General features: G+C 35.4%; 18 protein-coding genes. 2 read left to right on the plus strand and 16 right to left on the minus strand.

Annotation, left to right across the window (positions count from 1 at the left end; all coding sequences use genetic code 11):
* Nucleotide 1 precedes the first annotated feature (1 nt).
* The 9 genes from nrfD to IEV50_RS01505 all read right to left on the minus strand — a co-directional run bounded on the left by nrfD (nucleotide 2) and on the right by IEV50_RS01505 (nucleotide 14,183).
* Nucleotides 2-1,474: an NrfD/PsrC family molybdoenzyme membrane anchor subunit gene (nrfD, locus tag IEV50_RS01465; RefSeq protein ID WP_188411478.1), complete on the minus strand. Its 1,473-nt coding sequence runs from the start codon at nucleotides 1,472-1,474 to the stop codon at nucleotides 2-4.
* A 26-nt stretch (nucleotides 1,475-1,500) separates the two neighbouring features.
* Nucleotides 1,501-4,527 (minus strand): TAT-variant-translocated molybdopterin oxidoreductase, encoded by a 3,027-nt coding sequence (locus tag IEV50_RS01470; protein WP_188411479.1) that lies wholly within the window; start codon nucleotides 4,525-4,527, stop codon nucleotides 1,501-1,503.
* Between the two features lie 48 nt (nucleotides 4,528-4,575).
* Entirely contained in the window at nucleotides 4,576-5,874 is a 1,299-nt protein-coding gene (locus IEV50_RS01475) for a c-type cytochrome (protein ID WP_188411480.1), read from the minus strand.
* A 251-nt stretch (nucleotides 5,875-6,125) separates the two neighbouring features.
* Entirely contained in the window at nucleotides 6,126-7,106 is a 981-nt protein-coding gene (locus tag IEV50_RS01480; RefSeq protein WP_057931708.1) for a deoxyhypusine synthase family protein, read from the minus strand.
* A 132-nt stretch (nucleotides 7,107-7,238) separates the two neighbouring features.
* Entirely contained in the window at nucleotides 7,239-8,522 is a 1,284-nt protein-coding gene (locus tag IEV50_RS01485; protein ID WP_188411481.1) for an HlyD family secretion protein, read from the minus strand.
* A gap of 41 nt (nucleotides 8,523-8,563) precedes the next feature.
* Nucleotides 8,564-10,750: a peptidase domain-containing ABC transporter gene (locus IEV50_RS01490; protein WP_188411482.1), complete on the minus strand. Its 2,187-nt coding sequence runs from the start codon at nucleotides 10,748-10,750 to the stop codon at nucleotides 8,564-8,566.
* Between the two features lie 312 nt (nucleotides 10,751-11,062).
* A complete protein-coding gene (locus IEV50_RS01495; protein WP_188411483.1) occupies nucleotides 11,063-12,184 on the minus strand; it encodes a TlpA family protein disulfide reductase in 1,122 nt (373 codons plus the stop codon).
* A gap of 77 nt (nucleotides 12,185-12,261) precedes the next feature.
* Nucleotides 12,262-12,447 carry a hypothetical protein gene (locus tag IEV50_RS01500; RefSeq protein ID WP_188411484.1) on the minus strand — a complete coding sequence of 62 codons (186 nt, stop codon included), beginning with the start codon at nucleotides 12,445-12,447 and terminating at the stop codon, nucleotides 12,262-12,264.
* Between the two features lie 158 nt (nucleotides 12,448-12,605).
* A complete protein-coding gene (locus tag IEV50_RS01505; RefSeq protein WP_188411485.1) occupies nucleotides 12,606-14,183 on the minus strand; it encodes a vitamin K epoxide reductase family protein in 1,578 nt (525 codons plus the stop codon).
* 685 nt (nucleotides 14,184-14,868) lie between these two features.
* Here IEV50_RS01505 and IEV50_RS01510 point away from each other — a divergent pair.
* Both IEV50_RS01510 and IEV50_RS01515 read left to right on the plus strand, forming a co-directional pair.
* A complete protein-coding gene (locus tag IEV50_RS01510; protein ID WP_188411486.1) occupies nucleotides 14,869-15,999 on the plus strand; it encodes a BamA/TamA family outer membrane protein in 1,131 nt (376 codons plus the stop codon).
* Nucleotides 16,000-16,423: 424 nt separating this feature from the next.
* Nucleotides 16,424-17,173: a GH12 family glycosyl hydrolase domain-containing protein gene (locus tag IEV50_RS01515; RefSeq protein ID WP_188411487.1), complete on the plus strand. Its 750-nt coding sequence runs from the start codon at nucleotides 16,424-16,426 to the stop codon at nucleotides 17,171-17,173.
* 30 nt (nucleotides 17,174-17,203) lie between these two features.
* On the opposite strand, the gene IEV50_RS01520 is transcribed toward IEV50_RS01515, so the two are convergent.
* The 7 genes from IEV50_RS01520 to IEV50_RS01550 all read right to left on the minus strand — a co-directional run bounded on the left by IEV50_RS01520 (nucleotide 17,204) and on the right by IEV50_RS01550 (nucleotide 21,992).
* On the minus strand, nucleotides 17,204-17,695 hold the full coding sequence (locus IEV50_RS01520; protein ID WP_188411488.1) for a CAP domain-containing protein: 492 nt from the start codon (nucleotides 17,693-17,695) through the stop codon (nucleotides 17,204-17,206).
* Nucleotides 17,696-17,797: 102 nt separating this feature from the next.
* Nucleotides 17,798-18,295 carry a hypothetical protein gene (locus IEV50_RS01525; RefSeq protein WP_188411489.1) on the minus strand — a complete coding sequence of 166 codons (498 nt, stop codon included), beginning with the start codon at nucleotides 18,293-18,295 and terminating at the stop codon, nucleotides 17,798-17,800.
* A 10-nt stretch (nucleotides 18,296-18,305) separates the two neighbouring features.
* Entirely contained in the window at nucleotides 18,306-18,755 is a 450-nt protein-coding gene (locus IEV50_RS01530; RefSeq protein WP_229746584.1) for an N-acetylmuramoyl-L-alanine amidase family protein, read from the minus strand.
* Between the two features lie 44 nt (nucleotides 18,756-18,799).
* A complete protein-coding gene (locus IEV50_RS01535; protein WP_188411490.1) occupies nucleotides 18,800-19,747 on the minus strand; it encodes a M56 family metallopeptidase in 948 nt (315 codons plus the stop codon).
* 113 nt (nucleotides 19,748-19,860) lie between these two features.
* Nucleotides 19,861-20,229: a BlaI/MecI/CopY family transcriptional regulator gene (locus IEV50_RS01540; protein ID WP_188411491.1), complete on the minus strand. Its 369-nt coding sequence runs from the start codon at nucleotides 20,227-20,229 to the stop codon at nucleotides 19,861-19,863.
* 321 nt (nucleotides 20,230-20,550) lie between these two features.
* On the minus strand, nucleotides 20,551-21,207 hold the full coding sequence (locus IEV50_RS01545; RefSeq protein WP_188411492.1) for a DUF1345 domain-containing protein: 657 nt from the start codon (nucleotides 21,205-21,207) through the stop codon (nucleotides 20,551-20,553).
* Nucleotides 21,204-21,992 carry an O-methyltransferase gene (locus tag IEV50_RS01550; protein ID WP_188411493.1) on the minus strand — a complete coding sequence of 263 codons (789 nt, stop codon included), beginning with the start codon at nucleotides 21,990-21,992 and terminating at the stop codon, nucleotides 21,204-21,206. Before IEV50_RS01550 ends, IEV50_RS01545 begins: the two co-directional genes overlap by 4 nt.
* Nucleotides 21,993-22,032: the final 40 nt, after the last annotated feature.

A 22,032-nucleotide genomic window follows, 5' to 3' on the forward strand; every position in this document is an offset into this window, starting at 1 on the left:
GTTATATTTTTGCGTATTCTTCTTGTTTAACACTATCAAATTTCTCTAAAGACTCTACGTATTCAGTTACATATTCTTTATTCTCATGCCCTTCTTTAATCTGTTTCATTTTAGCTTGCTCACTTGCAGATTTTAATAATAATTTAACCTCTGCTATCGCGATAGACGGTAATACCCTTAAGAATAATAAGAATAAAGTAAAGAATAGTCCGATTGAACCTACAAACACACTCACGTCAACCCAAGTTGGCGAAAACATTGCCCAACTTGATGGAATATAATCACGGTGTAATGATGTTACAATAATAACAAAGCGTTCGAACCACATACCAATGTTTACAACAATTGATAAAATCCATGTTGCTCTTATGCTTAATCGAATCTTTTTAAACCAAAGTAATTGTGGTGAGATTACATTACAAGTCATCATCATCCAATATGCCCACCAGTAAGGACCAGTTGATCTGTTGATAAATGCATATTGTTCATATTCAGAACCTGAGTACCATGCAATGAAAAACTCCGTTAAGTAAGCAACACCTACGATTGAACCCGTTAGTATGATAATTTTATTCATCGACTCGATGTGGAACATCGTGATGTAGTTTTCAAGACCTAAAACTTTACGTGCCACCAATAATAAGGTTAACACCATCGCAAAGCCTGAGAAAATTGCACCAGCAACGAAGTAAGGAGGGAAAATTGTAGTGTGCCATCCAGGAATTACTGATGTTGCAAAGTCCATCGATACAATTGTATGCACTGAAAGTACAAGTGGTGTAGAAATACCTGCTAAAATTAATGATACCGCTTCAAAACGTTGCCACGTTTTAACACTTCCACTCCACCCGAAAGAAAAGATAGAATAAATTTTTCTGCGTGTACCAACTGCACGGTCGCGGATAGTTGCAATATCTGGTAATAAACCCGTGTACCAGAATAATAAGGATACAGAGAAATAAGTGGAGATTGCAAACATATCCCAAACCAATGGCGAGTTAAAGTTTACCCATAATGAACCAAACTGATTCGGTAATGGTAAAACCCAATAAGCTAACCACGGACGTCCCATGTGTGACACTACATAAGTTGCAGCACAAATAACGGCAAAAATTGTCATCGCCTCTGCTGAGCGGTTAATTGAGTTTCGCCAGTTTTGACGGAAAAGCAATAGTACAGCAGAAATAAGTGTTCCTGCGTGACCTATACCTACCCACCATACGAAACCGGTGATATCCCATGCCCATCCAACTGTTTTATTTAAACCCCAAGCACCAATGCCATTCCAGAAGGTATAGCTTACTGCTACAACCCAAAGTAAAGCACCTAGTGAGGCAAAGATGAAACCAATCCACCAGGCTTTGTTTGGCTTATTTTCTACCGGGCCTAAAATATCATCCGTAATTTTTGCATACGTGATGTTATCTCCGGTAATTAATGGTTCTCTAAGTATTGATTCGTTATGTCCTGACATAATTTGTATTTTCTTTATACTAAAGCTTACGCTTGTACTGTTGTATCTGTATTTCTAATTTTTGTCATATATCCGATACCTGGTTTCACGTTGATTTCTTCCAATACGTAGTAGATACGCTCAGAACGTAAAGCTTTTGAAACTTCAGAATTAGGATCATTTGCATCACCAAAGATGATAGCATTTGCTGAACAAGCTTCCTGACAAGCCATTTTAATGTCGCCATCTTTTAATGGACGTTTCTCAATTTTAGCCTTCAATTTACCAGCCTGTATACGTTGAATACACATTGAGCATTTCTCCATAACACCACGTGAACGTGTAGTTACATCAGGATTTAAAACTAGTTGAGTAAACTCGTTATTTAAATAGTTATCGAAACGAGAATCATTCCAGTAGTTAAACCAGTTAAAGCGACGAACTTTATATGGGCAGTTATTCGCACAGTAACGAGTACCTACGCAACGGTTGTAAGCCATGTGGTTTAAGCCATCTGATGAGTGTACAGTTGCTAATACCGGACAAACGGTTTCGCAAGGAGCGTGATCACAGTGTTGACATAACATAGGCTGGTGAACTACAGAAACGTTATCTAAATCTTCCAATTTAGCAATTTCCTTTTCTCTTGTTACATCACCGGTTGGTGTTTCGTAGCTATAGTAACGATCAATACGAATCCAGTGCATTTCACGACGACGGCGAACCTCATCACGACCTACCACAGGAATATTATTTTCAACATTACAAGCAACGATACATGAACCACAACCTGTACAAGCATTTAAATCGATAGCCATAACCCAGCTATTACCTGGTTGCTCGTATTTATCCCAAAGGTCATAGTTTTTATGTCCTTCTTCGCTTTTGCCAGTACCCGCCGCCGGGTTTTTTAAATACTCTTTGAATGAAGCTTCGCGAATTACATTACGACCTTCAAAAGAGTGGTGTGTTTGTGTTTGAGCTAATTCGTAAGTAGCACCTGTTGGTGTAATTGTTACCGAAGTAGCATATTGCATTGTTCCATTTACAAAAGAAACAAAAGGGAAAGCATTTTTACCAACATCATTACCCGCTTTACCAACTTTAGTACGACCGTAACCTAATGCGATTGAAGCCGTACCTTGTGCTTGTCCTGGTTGGATAAGAACAGGCAAATCAATTGAATAGCCATTGTTACCTTTAACAGTTACAACATCAAATTCTTTTATTTTTAATTTCTCAGCGTATTTCGGTGCGATGGCAACATAGTTATCCCAAGTTACTTTTGAAACCGGATCAGGCAGTTCTTGTAAGAATGCATTATTTGCATTTTTACCATCACGCATTGGTATGTTTTCATAAACCTGTAATTCAACATCCTTAGCCAAACCTTTACTACTGTTTACGATTGATGTTGCCACTGCAGCTAAAGATAAGCTGAAAGAATAAGCAACTGCAGTTTTTGCAGCTACTGTTACAGCACCCTTTTCTAAAACATCGTTCCATTTCAAACCAAGCGCAGGTAGCATTTTGGTTTCCCAATTGTTACGAACAAATTGGTAGTAATCTTTAACAGGTGCATCAGCCCAAACTAATAAACTTTCTTCTGCCTGACGGCTATTGAAAACCGGGTTTATTGTTGGTTGCACGATTGAGTAGTATCCTTCGTAAGCATTTGCATCACCCCAAGATTCTAAATAGTTATGGTCAATTGCAATCGCATCGCAAATTGAAGCAGTTTCATCAGATCTATCAGCAAAAGAGATTTTTGCAGGAACTTTATTTAATGCATCAGTAAATTTTTTGCTGTCTATATAATCGTAAGCAGGGTTACTGTTTAAAAATAAAACAGCACCAACTTCTCCTCTGCTCATTTCAGCAACTAAGCCATTAAATTCGGCATCGTTACCGGCATATAAGTAGCAAGGGTTATCTAAATCGATAGTAGTACCATAACTGCCGATAGCGGCGTTAATGGCGTTTACTAAAATTTGTGTAGAAACATCGTTCGAACCACAAACTACTATTGATTTACCTTTAGCTTGTAATAATTCTTTAGCAACTAATTTAATTACTTTATCAGCAGTTGCATTATTAGGTAATGTTCCGCCTGGTAAAGCCTGACCAGTAATTGCGTTATATAAGGCAATTAAAGCAGGTCCTTGTTCAGATAATTTAACAGGAACACGGGTATCTGCATTAGTACCTGTTAAGCTCATTCCACTTTCAATTTGAATGTGGCGGCTCATTTTTTTATTTTCTAAGGATTTGTAATTACGGTTGGCGGTATATTGAGCAGTAAACTCCTCACCACTAATCCATGTACCTAAGAAATCGGCACTAAAACTTACTATTAAATCTGCTTTATCGAAATTGTATTTTGGTAAAACTGCTTTACCAAAACTATTTTGATTGGCCTGAATAATACCTGTGTAAGAAACTGCATCGTATTGAACCAGTTTTGCTGCAGGATATTTTGCAATAAATTCAGCAATTACTGCATTTGTAGAAGGGCTATTTACCGTCGATGAAACTAAGCGTATTTTTTTTCCTGAAACCTGAGCCTTTGCTAACTCTGATTTAACGAAAGTATCTACCTCACTCCAAGTTGCTTCTTTTGATTTAAGAACTGGCGATTTTAATTTAGATACATCATATAAATCTAAAACAGAAGCTTGTGCCCTTGCATCAGTACCACAATTGAACACACCTGCATTAGGGTTTGGTTCAATTTTAATCGGACGACCTTCTCTCGTTTTAACTAAAATACTTTGGCCATTAAAGCTCGAAGTATAATAGTTAGGAATGCCTGGAGTAACCTCTTCAGGCTTTACCAGATAAGGTATAGATTTTTTTAACGGGGTACTTTGGCAGGCTGCTAATGTTACCGCACCTAAACCAAAACCTAACGCCTTTAAAAAGTCGCGGCGTGGGGTAACGGTACTTAACCCTGCTTCATTTAAAACATCTTCTATTGGAATTGGCTCGGCGAATTCGTTTTTGTTATTTTTAACAAAATCGGGTGTATTGTTATACTCCTCTAAGCCTTTCCAGTATTTTTTATTGCTTTCCATTTAAGCTATATTACTGTTTATCGAACGTTCTTACTAAAACTTTAACTATTAATAGTGGCATTTACCACACTCTAAACCACCCAATAAAGCAGGTGTAATTTTCTCGCCTTTTTTAATTTTCTCATGCGCTTCGATAACTTTAGCGTAGAAAGCATTATTTTTCTGACCAGAAATATCTGTTTCTTTATGGCAGTTAATACACCATTTCATGGTTAACGGAGAATACTGATATATTTCTTCCATCGTATTAACCGGGCCGTGACATGCGAAACATACAGGCTCATTTGGCTGTAATCCTTTAGCTTTACGTATTGCATCTTCTGCAACAACTACGTGCTGAGAGTGATTAAAGTAAGCAAAATCAGGAAGGTTGTGTACACGCACCCACTCCATTGGTTTTTCTTTACTCTTGTCGTATTTCTGAGTTTCAGGATCGTAACCCAAAGCATTGTATATTTTTTTAATCTCAGGAGAAATCTCACCATCATAATTATCTCTTGCCTGCACCGCTTTGTGGCAGTTCATACAAACATTTAATGATGGAATTGTTGCGTTTTTAGATTTAAACGCACCGTTGTGGCAATATTGGCAGTCTATTTGATTAATACCAGCATGCAACTCATGAGAGAATTTAATTGGTTGTACTGGTTGATAACCTGTGTGAACACCTGTGTTCCACATACCCATCCAACCCCAAGAACCTAATGCAATAATTAAACACAAAATGAAGAACATAACAAATTTTTTGTTCTTGAACATTTTGCGAACACCCACCTTCAAAGGCACATCTTCTTCAATTTCGATACCTTGTTTTTGTAAAATTAAGCGCTCTAATAATTTAGAAGCACGACCTAAGATTACTAAAATTACAATAGCAACTAAAACTATACCTACGATACCAGCAATTGATAATCCTGATACATCACCATTATCAACAGGTGCAGTAGTACCAGCAGCACCAGCTTTCGGTTTTGGCTCGCCTTCTTTTATGTAAGCTAAAATGTCTTTAACCTTAGTCTCATCCAATTCAGGAAAAGAAGTCATTGCAATTTTACCGTTTTCGTTAAAAACTTTAACAGCAGCTGCATCGCCAGAAGCGATTAAAGCAGCACTGTTTGGAATCCACTTTAACAACCATTCTTCAGGATGACGATCAGTTACACCAGTTAAGGCCGGACCAATCATTTTCTGATCTAATGCATGGCATGATGTACACTTAGCCTTGAAAAGCGTTCTTCCATTTGCAGCATCTTGCGCATTAACGGTAGAAACCGCTATAACGGAAATAGCTGAAAACAGGAATAACGACTTCCAAACATTTTTTAAAATCATCGAGATATCTCTCATAATGAACACTTTATACTTATTTAATTTACTTTTTGTTGTGAAATTGATGCTAAGGATGAAATATCCCCACCAAAACATGAACAAAAGTATAACTTATTAATAAATCCCATGACATATAACTGACCTGAAATACAATTTATAATCATTCTAAACAAATGCGCATTCAGGCCAATCAGTTAACAAAAAAGCCCATTTTTCGAATTTATCTCCAATGGGCACAAAAACTAATTTGGTTTTGCAAAATTTTCTAATTATTGTTTTAATATCCAGGCAAACATCAAAGGTGCTACAATTGTCGCGTCGCTTTCTACGATAAACTTAGGTGTATGAATATCTAGTTTACCCCAGGTAATCTTTTCATTTGGAACTGCGCCCGAATAGGAGCCATAAGAAGTTGTAGAATCAGATATTTGGCAAAAATAGCTCCAGAAAGGAATATTTTCCATCTCCATATCCTGATAAAGCATTGGAACAACGCATATTGGGAAATCGCCGGCAATGCCACCACCAATCTGGAAGAAACCAATCCCTTTACCACCACTATTCGCGATATACCAATCAGCTAACCAACCCATGTATTCGATGCCGCCTTTAACGGTAGTTGCTGTTAATTCTTTTTTCATTACATAAGATGCAAAAATATTTCCCATTGTAGAATCTTCCCATCCAGGAACTACAATTGGCAAATTCTTTTCAGCCGCGGCCAACATCCACGAATTTTTTGGATCAATTTCATAGTATTGTTCCAAATCGCCACTTAAAAGCATTTTGTACATAAATTCATGAGGGAAATAACGCTCGCCGGCAGCTTCTGCATCCATCCATATTTTTTGAATGTGTTTTTGCAAACGACGGAAAGCTTCTTCTTCTGGGATACAAGTATCGGTAACTCGATTGTAATGGTTTTCTAATAAATCCCACTCATCCTGCGGACTTAAATCTCTGTAATTAGGTACACGTTTATAGTGAGAGTGTGCAACCAGGTTCATAATATCTTCTTCAAGGTTTGCGCCGGTACAAGAAATAATGGCTACTTTATCCTGACGAATCATCTCTGCAAGCGATATACCTAATTCGGCCGTACTCATTGCACCAGCTAAAGTAATCATCATTTTACCACCTTCATCCAAATGCGTTTCATATCCTTTAGCGGCATCCATCATTGCCGCAGCATTAAAATGGAGGTAATTACGCTCCATAAATTGAGATATTGGTCCTCTTGTGTTGCTCATCTTGTTTTGTCTTATTTGCCGCAAAAGTAATTAATCAATAAGCAAATAGCAATTAAGAGTTTACAATTTATGTTTACCTATCTACAATTCGTATTTGGGTTGAACGCTTTAAATATTAATAAACTCATGGTATCAGCCACGCATCATTTTTGTAATATTCCTGAAAAAACGTTGCAAAAGGGAACTTTCTTCGGTTATAATTTCAGCATCTGCCTGCATACCATTTTTAAGCACAATTTTACGATTGGGATCTTTGTTCTCAAATTGCTCAAAGCTAACTTTGGCTATAAATACACTATCCCGATAGGCTACATCTGAAATGTAGGTTAGTTTACCCCTAACCATACCATACTGTTCAAAAGGATAGCTACGAAGTTTAACCAGGGTCCGTTCGCCTTCACGGATTTTGCCCATATTGTACTGGGGTATCTGCACCTCACCAAAAAAATCGCTGTTGCCTGGGTTTATGATAAACACCTCCTGATTGTTCAAAATATTTTGGTTTTGCTGAACAATACCTGCGAAACTCAATTTACCTGCTACAGGTGCAGTTAAAATATGCTGTAATATCCAGGCATCGCTTTCCGTAAGGCATTGGTTCAGTGCCTGGAGAAATTTAGCCCGTTCTTCGGCAATAGTATGTTTTAATTCTAATAGTTCTTTTTCCTTTGTACTGTAATTACCATCATTGTTTAACAAAGCGGTTTCTGTTTGTTGTAAGGGATATTTTGAGCTTAAATATTTGTTTTCCTGTTGTGCAAATTCACTCCTGGAGATGACCTTATTTTTATATAATTTCTGGTAAGCTTTATACTCTTCTTCCTGGTTTGCATATTCTAACTTTTGTACTTTTTGCTGCTGGTAAATTTGAGCTTTTAAAACATTTATATCTCTTAAATCTTTTTCCAGGAATGCCATCCGGTTTAAATAATACCCATTTTTTTGGGTAGATTGGTATTGTAAATATTGCTGATAGAAGCTTTGGTAACTGCTTTGTAATTCGCCAAGGTTCAAATTTTCCGGCAAGCCAAATGGTGTTTTCGTACTATTGAGAACAGCTGACTGAATTTCTTTTAATGTTTTATTAAGCTGTAAAATGTGTTCAGGTTTTGCTGTACTTTCAAAATAAGCTAAAGGCTGGTTGATGTTGACCATTTGTCCATCTTGTACTAATAAAGCCGTTAACTTACCGCTTTGTTTGGCCAATACTGCCTTTGGCGAATTTAAAGAGTTTATTTTAAGGTTAACCTTAACCACATCAGGATATTCAATCAATGCCGATAGTAATATTAAACCGCCTAATATGGCTAATATCAGCAAAATTCCCCACCTTAATATCCATGATGGTACAGCGGTTATGATTTCCTGGACCTCTTCGCTATTTGTTTCCTGGTAGATTATTTCTTCTGTTGGCATATACTATTATTAATTAAGTTTTGGCTTAAACCTTATCCATTTTAATTTCCCAGTTCCAGCTGATTTTTAACCAACTGATAATACTCGCCTTTGGCACTGGTAAGTTCTTTATGTGTGCCTTGTTCTATAATGATGCCCTTATCCAGTACAACAATATTGTCCGCATGCTTCACGGTGCTTAAACGGTGGGCAACGACCACAACCGTTTTCCCTTTAAAAAACTTTTCCAGGTTTTCCATAATTACCTTTTCATTATTTGAGTCCAGGGCATTGGTCGCCTCATCAAAAAAGATATACTCCGGGTTTTTATATACGGCACGGGCAATTAAAATCCGTTGCCTTTGGCCCTGGCTGATGCCATTACCTTCAGCACCAATCTTAGTATTTAAGCCAAGTGGTAGGCTTTCTATAAATTCGCTAATGTTGGCCGCATGTATGGCATCTTTCAATTTAGCCATATCGGGATATTCATCACCCACGGCAATATTTTTTGAAATACTATCCGAAAAGATAAAGCCGTCCTGCATCACTACCCCACATAGACCACGCCAGTACCGGAAACTAATCTGGCTCAGGTAACCGTTACCTACTTTAATATCGCCTTTTTGCGGTTCATAAAAACGCAGCAATAACTTTAAAATGGTGGTTTTGCCGCTTCCGCTCATGCCGACTATGGCCGTGGTTTTGCCTTGCGGAATGTGGAGGTTAATTTGAGATAAAACTGGTTCATTACCTGCGCCCAGATAAGTGAATGATATATTTTGCAGCGTAATGCTTTTATCAGAAGGCAATTCGTTTACAAAGGTTTTATCCAGGGGTTCTTCATCATCCATTTCCCTGATTTCATTTAATCGCTCTAATGATATTTTTGCATCCTGTAATTGCTGTACAAAACCAAGCATCTGCTCTATCGGGCTATTTAATTGGCCGATGATGTATTGCACCGCCATCATAGCGCCCAGCGTAAGCTGTCCATCGATAACCGATTTGGCAACCAAAAAGGTAATGAGGATATTTTTCCCCTCATTAATAAAAAAAGTACCGGCCTGCTGGTACTGGCCTAAAGCCAGGCTTTTTACATTAAAACGGAAAAGACCGGCCTGGATTCGTTCCCACTCCCAACGTTTTTGCTGCTCGCAATTGTTCAGCTTGATTTCCTGCATGCCGCCAATGAGTTGTACAATTGCGGTCTGGTTTTTGGAAGAGATATCGAAACGCTTAAAATCCAGTGTTCGCCGTTTTTTTAAAAAAGCGATTACCCAAAGGCTATATAAAACCGTGCTGACCGCAAATATGATAAAAATGTTGATGTTGTAATAAGCCAGTACAACGGCAAAAATAACCAGGTTGAACATCGAAAAAACCACACTCAAGGTAGAACCTGTTAAAAATGTTTCTATTCTTTTCTGGTCATTCATGCGCTGCATAATATCGCCCGTCATTTTCGTATCGAAAAAGCTAATGGGCAGTTTCATCAGCTTGATTAAAAAATCGGTTAGTATCGAAATGTTAATCCGGGTACTGATGTGTAATAATATCCAGGAGCGGATAAAATCGACACTCATTCTCCCGATAAATAGCATACTTTGGGCGATAAGGATGATGTAAATGAAATTGAGGTTGCGAGTATTAATACCAATATCGACAATGCTTTGCGTAAGAAAAGGTAGTATTAATTGCAATAAGCTGCCCACAGCCAGCCCCGCAAATAGTTGCACAATAAGCTGTTTATAGCGGTAAAGATACTTTAACAGATAACTGAAATCCAGGCCATCGGCTTTATCGCCTTCCTGGCTGTAAAAATCGGGGGTTGGAGACAGGGTTAGTACAATCCCTTCGCTATGGCCGTTATTGTGTGTACTCAACCAATGTTTAAGAAACTCTGACTCGGCATAGGTAATTAACCCTTTAGCCGGATCTGCGATATGGTATTGACTATTTTTAACTTTATAGAGTATAACAAAATGGTTTTGGTTCCAGTGAAGGATAACCGGTAAATCTATTTCGGCAAGTTGTTGTAGGGATAACTTAATTCCTGTAGTTCGGAAGCCAATTTTTTCTGCGGCTTCACTAATGCCCAGAAGCGAAACACCTTCCCTATTAATTCCGCAAATCTCACGTAGCTTTTGAAGACTGAAGGTTTTGCCATAATGTTTGGCCACCATGCGCAGGCAAGTTGGGCCACAGTCCATCTGATCAGGCTGCTTATAAAAAGGAAATGCTTTCAATGATGTAGTGGTTAAAAAAAATTAATACTTAGAAAAGTACGATTTCCTCGATAATATTCAGAAATATTAATATTTGTTCATCTCAATAAATGGAAAAGTAAATATTTGGGACTCTACCCAAAGTAAATTAGTTTAAGGTTAGTAATATTCAATTTATAGAGTATAAATTATCTATTTTTAATAGGTATCATATGTTTAAAAAATTCATAAAACTTTTTGACTGACATCAAAGATATATCACTAATTCCATTAGTATATCACCTAATTTTTGATAACATGTAAATGTTTTACACCCTTTTTATTTAAAATATATTAGTTGAGATTTTCTGTTAAAAAATTTTTAAGTTCAGCAGGAAGAATATTTGTTGCAATTATCCTTCCAGATTGATTCACTAAGAAATTAGTGGGGAAAACTTTTATATTCAGACCCTTAGCCTCTAGACCATTTAAATCTAAATATTGTGGCCATGACATTTTATGTTTAACAATTGCATCCTCCCAGTCTTTTAGATACTTTTCCTTGTCTATAGATATTCCAATAATTTCAAAACCTTTGCTTGCGTATTGACTTCGTATTTTTATTAAGTCGGGGAACTGGCTAAGACACGGTCTACAGGAGCTATACCAAAAGTCAACTAATGTATACTTATTTAGGCCATAGGGCTTAGGGTGTATTTTCTCTCCTTTGGAGTTAATCACCTTGAATTCTGGAATAATAGCGCCAACTGAAATGGTTTTAGCAACTAGTATATTTTTATTAAGTTCTTTACCATAAGAGGAATTCTTCAGCGATACTGAAAAATAATCATATGCGGACCCTAATCTTTTGTTGTAGCCAAAATTAATAAGATGATATAACTTAAACAAGGCATAGTAGGAGCCTGGATTTATCTTTACGTACTCCATTATAGTAGAATCATAACTGTCAAAAGCCATTCTTCTTTCCTTCGCCAATGAAATTTTAATTTCTTCTGGAAGTTTATCTTTATAAATCTTTGCTAAACTATCGTATCGAATGTCGTACTTAGTTGTCAAATTATTTGCATTTGAAAAGAATTTATCAAATCCGGCAATTTCAGCAGTGATTGAATTACTATTTTTTGGTGATTGATAATTAGAATCTAAATTTAATATAATGGTTTGCTTACCAAAATCTATCGGAGTACTGGACGACACATATTTATCTCCAAGTCTAAATACGCACCAAATAGGATAATCGATTTTACCAGTAATATTGAATTTACCACCTTTAATATTTACTTTAATATTTTTAAAGTTAAGGGGATAAAGCTCCTTGACTTCAGCCATTTCGATGCTTATAGTTCCAGTATCTGCATTTACAATACCATAGATTTTAAACTCCTTAGATTTTGTATCTTGAGCAAAAATGGAAATTGGGACCAATATAAATATAATATATAAAATAATTTTCATGGTACATTAACTAATTCTGAAATAAGTATGAAGGTACGATAAATATACCTTCATACTCAATTATTGCAAGACTATTCCTAGCAAGTTGTTTGTGTTCTTGACATACACGTACCCTTAGCATCACAGCACCAATCTTCGGCTTTGCAAACTACATCTTTACAGTCCTTTGGCTCTGGTTGAGCATAGCCCGCTAAGATATTTTTCATTTCTGTTCTGCTCAATGCATTTGAAGCTCCTATAAAGCTATTTTGTTGTTTTCTCATGGTTTTAATTTTATTTTTTTTATCAGCCATTCACGCAAGGCCAATTTGGACGGTTCAGACATTCTTTTGAACTAGATTTTGAGGCATTTTGTTTGCAACCAAGTTGCCCCTGTTTTTGCAATTTTATTTTATATCTATATATTCCACTGCTATTTATTCTAAATAACTAAATATTTTAGATCCTCCAATCTGTAAGGCTCAGGCAATTTGTAACCATTTATTAGAATAGTTGGGGTATGCATAATTTCAGCAACGCCGCACCAGTTTTTTTGATTTTCAATCGCTTGAGCAATTTTATTGTTAATTATTACAGGATACTTTTTTATTAATTGATCGTAATTTAAACCACCATTATACCAATCTGCTAACACTTTTACCAAATTTTCTGTATTCCCCATTTGGCCTAATTCCATTAAATGTCTGGCGACCTTACTTCGTGCTTCCACTTTGTGGCTGCCAGCTGAAAAAAGTATATTTACTTTTAAATCATCAAGTATTTCAAGCCATTGAGACAATATTTCATGCGCCTTACTACACGGCCCACAAGTTGGACTACTGACAATAGTGATAACTGTTTCCCCGTTTGAATTACCCAAAACAATTGGCATCAGATCATCACTTATTGCATATCGTGGTTGGCCTGTCAACCTCTGTTTGAATAACTCACTATTGTATTTAAATAATTCAAGATGTCCTTTAACTAGCTTCAACTCTTCCGCTTTAAGAAATGATGGCTTTAAAGATGCCCACAAAACTATAGGTATGGCAAATCCTAACGTAAGGAAACTAATGTTTTGCAAATGAATTTTATTAGAGAAAGATTCAGAAGTTATTGCCGCAAAAAACTCAATCCATAGTAAAACCTGAACGATACAACATAATAAGCACCAGTTATTTTTGATAAACTGATATCGAATTGAGTAAATAGTATAAGGAATTGCTATAACATTTAACCAAATTACTATTCCAAAACTGCCAGAATGGATTAGTAAAGTAAGTAGTGAACCTGCAAAATAGAAAAAACCCATTTCGCTCCAACTTAGCCACGAAGTTATTTTAGATTCATCTGATCTTAGTATTGAATTACAATCATTATTACCTGATAATCCGCATAGATTCTGTATAAACGGATTGTTTGAATTTATACTTTGAATCAATAGCAAAACACTGACACCTAAACCAATCAGTTTAATAGTACAAATTATTATGAATATACCAGGCAAATCTATATAGCTAAGACTTAGATAAAATATTAGGGAAATCAGAACAATTAGTGATGGAAACTTTAGTTTGCTAAGGAAATACTTTAAAAAATTTTCATAATAATTTTTCTCGCCACTATTAACATTTTTTTCTGCTTGGATAGATATCCCATCCCAACCCAACAAGAAGTCTTCTTCTAAAATTTTGCCGGATTTACTGTTTTCATCAGAGAAATATACTATTCCACTAGTAATATTCTCTATGAAGATAAATCTTCCTCCAGATTCCTTTAAGTGGGCTAATAATGGAAATGATAATTGGGTCGGTTCGTAGCTTGATTTATTTATCTGGTACGCTCGATTCGGAATCTTAAATTCGGTTAATACATCGCTAATCGCTAATAGGCTTGGATAATTTGGGTGTTTTTGTAAACATTGAGAGATGGTTTCAAAATTTATTTTAATGTTAAGCTTTTTAACCAATTTGTTCGTTACAAATTCTAAATTTTGTTTCTTATGATTGAATAGATTCATATTTGCTTTAGTCGATGAAGTTACGGATAAGGTTTCCCAATAAAAATTTATAAGTTTGATTATATTTAATAGCAGATAAGCTAGGGAAATCCGGATGCGATTCTAAAATACCCTTCAATGTCGAATTATTTACTTTAACCTTTAGTGAACGCAATAAGGCTATTATGGCCCAAACAGTATTATGAATTGTAAACGGTTTCTTTAGATATATGGGCATGCGAATAATAATTCTAAGTGCGTATTATAATGGGTAAATTGTAGATTTCAGTTAATCATATTTTAATACTTAAGTGATGATTGACATAATGAAAACTGAATAGAACGCCGATAAAAAAAATGAACAATTTTTATTTTTTAAATAACTCTTAATTAATGTCTTAACTGAACTATGAAATTCGGTAATGGATTCGGTAAATCAAAGCGAATTACATGAATAGTACTATTTCCTGTACAGAAAGGTTATTTTCCGGCATGAAACGGTACAATTAAAGGATGAACACTCCCTATTTACCTGTGTTAGCGGTAGTGCTTAATACAGCAATTAAGTTAACGTTTGCGCGAGAAAATTTATTAGTGTGTGAATGGATAATTACTGATTATCTATATTAATGAACGAAATCAAGTGTTTAAAAAATTGATTGCCTGTTGGATAAGCAAGCTGAGTAAAAAACTCTACTTTTGCGCCATGAAAAAACTGGCTATTTTATTTTCTCTTTTGCTAATTGCTTTCTCCGGAATGGCTCAAATGAAACTGATAAAAAAAATGCTTTCCAATGAAAAGGATACAACCAGAAAAGCCAGTTTCTTACCTATCCCTGCTTTTGGCTACTCGCAGGAAACAGGCTTTGAGTTTGGCGTTGGAGCGATTTATTCTTTTTATACAAATAGAAAAGACACACTAACCAGAAGTTCAAATTTTTCGGCCAATGCAACTTATTCAACAAAAAAAACATATAACGTTGCTTTAAAAGGCGATGCCTGGAGCAAGGGGAATATTTACCACGCCATCGGCGAAATCAGATTCAAGAAAATGCCCTTTAATTTTTATGGGTTGGGCAATAACACCAGTAAAATAGATGAAGACAAGCTGGTTCAGCAACAAATTAAGGTAGCGTTTGATTTGGAAAAAACATTTATCAGAAATGCTTACACAGGTATTTCACTAGGCTTTGAAAATTATGATTTTATAGACCAGGTGGTTGGTGGTATTTTTTCTTCCGACCCCTCTATTTTAGGAAAAACGGGAGGAAAAGTAATATTTACCGGAGTTTCTCAAAGTTACGATACTCGAAATTCTAATAATTACCCGTCAAAAGGCTTTTTTGGAAGGATTAGTTACCAATATGCACCCGATTTTTTTGGCGGAAATAATTTCAACGGAAGTCAGATTAAATTAAATCTTCGAAACTTCTGGAAATTGAGCAACAAATTTATTTTGGGTACTCAAGGTTTATACCATACTGTACAAAGCGACAATACACCTTTCTATTTGTTACCTCAACTAGGGAATGATGAAATGATGCGGGGCTATTATACTGGTCGTTATCGTGATAAAAACTTATTGGCTTTGCAAGCTGAGCTTCGTTACAGATATAATAATCGTTTTGGCACTGTACTTTTTGCAGGTACAGGAACGGTTTGGGGGAAATCTGATTTTGCTCTTGACGCTTTTAAGCCAAATTTAGGCGGAGGATTGCGTTACTTCTTCGACCCGGCAAAAGGATTAAGCATTCGGTTAGATTATGGAATTGGTGAGAAAAAAGAAAACGAAAAAAGACAAAGCGGATTTTATATAAGTTTAGCTGAAGCTTTTTAACTGATAAAATTTCCTATTGATGTTCGCAGAAAGGAACCGCAGATTTACGCTAATTTTAACTGATTTAGTCGGAGCGGTTTAATGGTAGAATTTTCCACTGATGTTTGCAAATTTTCGGGAATAAAAATTAAAAATCAGCAGTTTTAAAATCAGCATATATCCGCGGCAAAAAAATTATAGCGATTTTTTCATTTTGCGATCAATAAACAAGTTTTTAAACTCCCAAAAACGTAGCTTTTAAACTACAAAAAAGCTTAAATTAATCAAAATTTCATATCTAAAAGAAATTATTAATCGATTTCATCAAAAGTTAAAGGTTAACAATCAGATACCAATTTGTAAACAAAAGCATACTATCGGTAAGATAAGTTACTAGTACTTTTGATTTAGAAAAAATTACTAACCAAAAATTAAATTAACCATTATGAGAAAAATTTTAATGTGTGCAGCACTTGCAACACTCTTTTTTGCTGCTTGCAAAAAAGAGGAAACTCCTCAACCCGCAGGAGAAGTAAAAGCAGATTGGACATCTGACAATAGTACAAACAATTACACAAGCAAAGTATATTCACCCTACACCGTTTTTAATAATGTTTGGGGTAGCGGTTCCGGCTACCAGAGCATCTGGGCCAACAGTGGCAATAGTTGGGGAATATGGTCAAATCATCCAAATACGTCAGGCATAAAATCATACCCAAATTCAGAAAGAAAGGTTCAAAGGTTGTTAAGCAGCATAAATAGCTTAACCTCACATTATGATGTAACCGTACCTGCTGATGGATCTTGGGGTGCAGATTATGACGTATGGACCAATAATGATAAATATGAAATTATGCTCTGGATGAATTATAGAGGTAATGTTGGCCCAATTGCAAGTGCATACCCAAATGGAGTTGCTCAGATTAATGTTGCCAATAAAAGTGTTGGCGGGCACACCTGGAACATTTACAAGGGCCCGGTAAATGCCAATGGCAGACAAGTCTTTTCCTTTCTACGCACCGGTAACTCTTTAGTTGGCGATGTAAATATAAAAGACATTATGAATTACTTACGAAACGACTTACAATGGATAGGAAACGAAACTATTGACCGGGTACAGTTTGGTTTTGAAGTAACCAGTACCGCCGGAGGAAGAGACCACAGGGTGAATAGTTACACCGTTTCTTTTAACTAAATCTATTTTTATTCTAATTAAATAGGCTGGCTAATTTTTTCTACCTAAATCCATAACCCAGTAGGTGCCGGTTTTTCCTGCACCTACTTCGTCATATTCAGCCTCCATCATAGCTTTGCAATGGCTTTCACTAGCCTTCCAGCCTTCAATAACCCCATCTACCGTATCGTAATTTCTGGCAATAACTTCACCAATGCTTAATCCGGTATAACCTTCCTGTCTGGAACGCTGTATTGCCGGAATACCTTCCAAACTGATGTGGCTAAAATAATTTCTGCTTACCATATCAGTTGCATGTGATTTGGCTGTTTTTTCTAGCGCATTATTCCATACTACTTTTTTTACCGCAGGCATTACATCAGTACCACATTTACATCCGTTCGCTCTTAAATCGTTCAACCTGGTTAAAATTTCTTCCTTAATTTCGATGTCAAGACTATTTTTATCATCTTTTTTGCAGGCAGATATGATAACAAGTATTATAAGTGAGATTTGGGATATTGGTTTAAGCAAAGGCTTCATTTAATTTCTTCCTGAATTATGTAAATATACAATAATGAAGATTTTAATTCGCTAATGTCAAGAAGGAAAGTAATAATATGAAATTTTGATGTGATTTTACACTTAAGGCTCAACAACTACATTTTCATTTTGCCAGATTTCTACTTTTCCATTCAAACTAAACTTAGCATACGAGCCTTTTATTTTTGTTCCTGAACCAACCTGTGTAATTACCATATTTTTGGCGGAGCCTAATTGAGTTTTACCGTTGTAGATAATTTCATCAGCATCTATCATTATATCTTTAAAAAACATTTTTATGGCAACCCAATCTATTTCTTGCCTTGTGACAGGCATTTGAATAATCTGAATTGGATGTACTTGCCGTGTTGAATATTGCGGTACTTCAGAAGTAAAAACGGGCGATACAAATTGCTCATCTTCTACATTCCGTTCAATATTAAATTGCATTGCAGGAATTACAAAACTTAAAAATAACACAATAAGCAAGTATAATCTGTTAATTTTAAAGAAGGTAAGCTTCCTCAAAACCAACAAATAAAAACTAAAGAACAAAGCTATACAGGTGCTTACTTTAAGCAGGTAAATTAATAATTCCATGCAAATTTAATTAGCAGCCACGTTTTGAAAAAGCGACAAATCCATCTAAAATCAGATTGCTGATTCTACGCATATTTTTTTCTTTATTAATATAGTTGAGCGTTTTTTCTTCTGAGATGTTTCCAAATTCAATTAAAATAGCGGGCACTTTAGATGCTCTTAACAACAAAAGGTTAGCGTTCTTTAAGGAATCTGTTACTTCTATACCATTCAGCTGTTTCAATTTACTCAAAATACCTGAACCCAAATCTTCAGTTACCTTAATCTTGCTATTCAGTTTAGAAACATAAACTTCGATTCCACTGAATGGCACTGCCCCATTTGCCAGTGTTGAATTATGATGGATAGAAATAAACGCAGTTGCTTCTTGATTTGGTAAACGATCTTTAAGAGACAAAAACTGATCAGTGGTTCTGGTTAATATTACTTTTATTCCTCTTTTAATCGCTTCTTCTTTCAAAATATTTACTGCTCTTAAGTTTAGGTCTTTCTCCTTCTGCCCATCTAATGCAACTGCAGCACCATCTTACCAACATGCCCGGCATCAATAATTAGTACGGGTTCTACTTCTTTAAGAGCCGACTTTACATATGGATTAAGCATCATATAACCAGCTAAATAATTTATGTCATAAACATTCTGTTTTTGGGCAGCAATTGATTGATTTTGATTAACTGCTAGTGTTTTCTCCACAACAATTTCTTTTCGATCCACAAAAGCCATACAGCAAATCAATAATACGGGTATTACTGCTACATAGACGAGCTTTTGAAACTTTACATTTGGTTCTTTGTACATCATCATAATTCTATTTTTTAAAGGGAGTTTACTAAAAGTGTTAATAGCTGTTTTTTTTGAAGAAATAGCCAGATTTAAAAGTAAAAAAGCATACTTTTTTTTATCTGTCACTTTTGAAGTTTCTCTATCCGCCAGAAATTCGTGATTATCATCGATAGCATTCCGCCAGAAATAAATGATTGGGTTAAACCAAAGGATTGTAGCCACCAGATTAATTAATAGTTTATCAACAGCATGTAATTGTTTTATATGAATATGTTCATGTTTGATAACGAGGTTCTTTTCTTCCGGCTGTAATGATGAATCGACGATAATTTGGTTGAAAAAAGAACAATTTTTCACGGTTGATTTCTTGTTAACAAAAATAATTGCATCATCTTCACTCACCACATGTTTACGCAATTGAATTTGGATGCGAAACATCATAAAAAGCATTCTACAAATAAGGATAGTTGAAATTGAATAATAACAATATTCCAATATTTTATTCCAATTTACTGGCGCATTAGCTGTTTTTACATCATCTACAAAATCCCGCTCCATATAACCATTATTACTATAAGTTACTTTTGTAGAATTTTCTTGCAAGGAAGTAATGATTTCCCTGTGATTTTCTATTGTTAATGCAGGTATGGTGAAACTTAAAACCAGCATAAATAAAAGATAAACTCTGTTCAAATTGAAAAATGTAAGTTTAGAAAGTAGAAAATAATAAACAATAAAGAACAATACCGTGCAGGCTGATACTTTTAAAAGATAAATTAAAATCATAGTGCTGAATTTTGGTTAATAATTTTCTTGATTTCTTCAATATCCTTTTCACTTAATTTTTCTTCTTTAACCATGAATGATAGTAGACTGGCAGGTGAACTATCAAAATAACCTGAAAACATTTTCGAAAAAGTTGTTTTTGCGTACTGATCTTTTGTAATGGCAGGGAAGTACTCGTATGTTTTTCCATAGGCCTTATAATTGATGTACCCCTTTTTTTCCAGTAACCTAACTATAGATGAAATGGTATTGTATGGTGGCTTTGGCTCATCATCCAATTCATCGATAATATCTTTTACAAATCCCTTTTGCAACTTCCATAAAACCTGCATAACGCGCTCTTCTGTTTTGGTTAATTCTTCCATAATCAAAAATATAACTTATTTTTCAGTTTTACAACTTAAAATTAAGTTATACGACTTAAAAATCAGTTTGAAATATAACCAACTGATTATAAGACACATTAATTATGCCTAGGACAAATTACTGTATCGCTAGGACAAACCTTGTGATGATATAGCGGTTTAAATACATGCGAAAGCTTAAACATTCCCACCTGCGTGGGAATGACGACTTGGGAAAAGGAATCGTCGAGATACCCGCTCTTGAATCCTCACTCTAAAAGGCTCTTAAAGGTGGAAGGTACTGGAAGGAGGATGGAGGTTAAGCATAAAGTAAATTTTTTATTATTTACTTAAACCAGCCAATGCATTTATGGTTAATGCAACAATAACGGTGTTGAAGATAAAAGAAATTATACTATGCAATAGCGTCAGTCTTCTAATTCTACGAGAAGATATTTCTACATCAGAAACCTGAAAAGTCATTCCTATAACGAAAGAAAAATAAGCAAAATCTATAAAATCCGGTTCTTCGTTGCCAGGAAAATCTAAGCCCCCATCTTTATTTTTACTATCACCATAAAATAAATGGGCATAGCGCATGGTAAAAGTGGTGTGAACCAAAGCCCATGACAGAAACATTCCTGATATTGCAGTTATTAAATCGAGTGTTTTAACTTCCTTATCGATTAAAAGCAGTACAACGGCGAGTAAGCCTGCAAAGGTTGATACAACTACAATAGCAAAAATTTCACCTCTGGTTTCATCCTGCATTTTTGCTTTTAAATGTGTTTGTGCTGCAGATGTATGAAAGAACATATACCAGTGAAGAAGAATGAGTACTAGGCAGAAAAAATCCCAGCCCAACATAATATGAGTTAAAATACTCATATCGGTAAAAAAAGAAATTCCGTAAATTAAAAGACCGGCAAAGAAGCTTAACAGCAAAATATGCAATGCAGATCGTTTCTGAATACCTATTAATTTTGGTACTGCTCTCATTGGCTAAATTTTAATTTGAAGTGTTCTTTCACCTGTCCTTTTTTAAAATAAACTAAACCTATCCAAAATAAATCTATTGTTATGGTAACATCTGGATGGTTTTTAATTTCTTCCCAGGCTTCTTTCATCCCCTGGCTCCAGTAAATATCATCAAAAATGATTAAAGAGTTTTCAGTAACTTTTGGCAAACACCATTTAAAATAGTTCAGTGTTGCATCTTTACGGTGGTTGCCATCAATGTAAACGAAATCTAAAGTTGGCTGGCGAGCAATAATATCAGGCAAAATTAAATCAAAATTTCCAACATGCAGTTTAATATTATTTAAACCCAAATCATTAAAATTTTCCTTTGCAACTGCAGCAGTTTCAGGACAACCTTCTATGGTAATAATTTTAGCTTCAGGGTTTGATTTTGAAAGATATGCCGAAGTAATGCCCAAACAAGTTCCCAATTCTATTGCAGTTTTAGGCTCAGTATTTTTAGCCAACCGATAAATAAGCTTAGCTAATCGCGGACTTTTTAAAGCATTTTTAGCAATTTGGCTTACCTTCTTGGTTCTGTTTTTATTGAGATGAGAACCTGCTCCAAGGTCAGTTACAGTGATTGTAGAATCGTCATTAAAAAGTTTTTTTCGCTGTGCTTCTATATTTTTATATTCAGGTTTGTTACTAAAATCGTAAATTACCTCGTCTGCAAGCTTGTAAACAAAGGGCGAGTGAGTACCATGCCTTGTTTTTGCAGTAAAACGGTGTTTTATGTAGTCTGTAATAAATTGAATTATCATATATATTGCAAAAGTAATTAATCGCCGCAAACGTATGTAT

The organism is Pedobacter mendelii (assembly GCF_014635725.1).
GTDB classification, from domain to species: domain Bacteria; phylum Bacteroidota; class Bacteroidia; order Sphingobacteriales; family Sphingobacteriaceae; genus Pedobacter; species Pedobacter mendelii.

What these genes read in the sequence shown, in the direction of transcription:
- IEV50_RS01480 (WP_057931708.1), bottom strand. Translation starts at nt 7,106, where the DNA reads ATGAGCAACACAAGAGGACCAATATCTCAATTTATGGAGCGTAATTAC.
- IEV50_RS01545 (WP_188411492.1), bottom strand. Translation starts at nt 21,207, where the DNA reads ATGAGAGCAGTACCAAAATTAATAGGTATTCAGAAACGATCTGCATTG.
- IEV50_RS01540 (WP_188411491.1), bottom strand. Translation starts at nt 20,229, where the DNA reads ATGGAAGAATTAACCAAAACAGAAGAGCGCGTTATGCAGGTTTTATGG.
- nrfD (WP_188411478.1), bottom strand. Translation starts at nt 1,474, where the DNA reads ATGTCAGGACATAACGAATCAATACTTAGAGAACCATTAATTACCGGA.
- IEV50_RS01505 (WP_188411485.1), bottom strand. Translation starts at nt 14,183, where the DNA reads ATGAATCTATTCAATCATAAGAAACAAAATTTAGAATTTGTAACGAAC.
- IEV50_RS01500 (WP_188411484.1), bottom strand. Translation starts at nt 12,447, where the DNA reads ATGAGAAAACAACAAAATAGCTTTATAGGAGCTTCAAATGCATTGAGC.
- IEV50_RS01475 (WP_188411480.1), bottom strand. Translation starts at nt 5,874, where the DNA reads ATGAGAGATATCTCGATGATTTTAAAAAATGTTTGGAAGTCGTTATTC.
- IEV50_RS01510 (WP_188411486.1), top strand. Translation starts at nt 14,869, where the DNA reads ATGAAAAAACTGGCTATTTTATTTTCTCTTTTGCTAATTGCTTTCTCC.
- IEV50_RS01470 (WP_188411479.1), bottom strand. Translation starts at nt 4,527, where the DNA reads ATGGAAAGCAATAAAAAATACTGGAAAGGCTTAGAGGAGTATAACAAT.
- IEV50_RS01535 (WP_188411490.1), bottom strand. Translation starts at nt 19,747, where the DNA reads ATGCTGGTTTTAAGTTTCACCATACCTGCATTAACAATAGAAAATCAC.
- IEV50_RS01520 (WP_188411488.1), bottom strand. Translation starts at nt 17,695, where the DNA reads ATGAAGCCTTTGCTTAAACCAATATCCCAAATCTCACTTATAATACTT.
- IEV50_RS01515 (WP_188411487.1), top strand. Translation starts at nt 16,424, where the DNA reads ATGAGAAAAATTTTAATGTGTGCAGCACTTGCAACACTCTTTTTTGCT.
- IEV50_RS01525 (WP_188411489.1), bottom strand. Translation starts at nt 18,295, where the DNA reads ATGGAATTATTAATTTACCTGCTTAAAGTAAGCACCTGTATAGCTTTG.
- IEV50_RS01495 (WP_188411483.1), bottom strand. Translation starts at nt 12,184, where the DNA reads ATGAAAATTATTTTATATATTATATTTATATTGGTCCCAATTTCCATT.
- IEV50_RS01550 (WP_188411493.1), bottom strand. Translation starts at nt 21,992, where the DNA reads ATGATAATTCAATTTATTACAGACTACATAAAACACCGTTTTACTGCA.
- IEV50_RS01485 (WP_188411481.1), bottom strand. Translation starts at nt 8,522, where the DNA reads ATGCCAACAGAAGAAATAATCTACCAGGAAACAAATAGCGAAGAGGTC.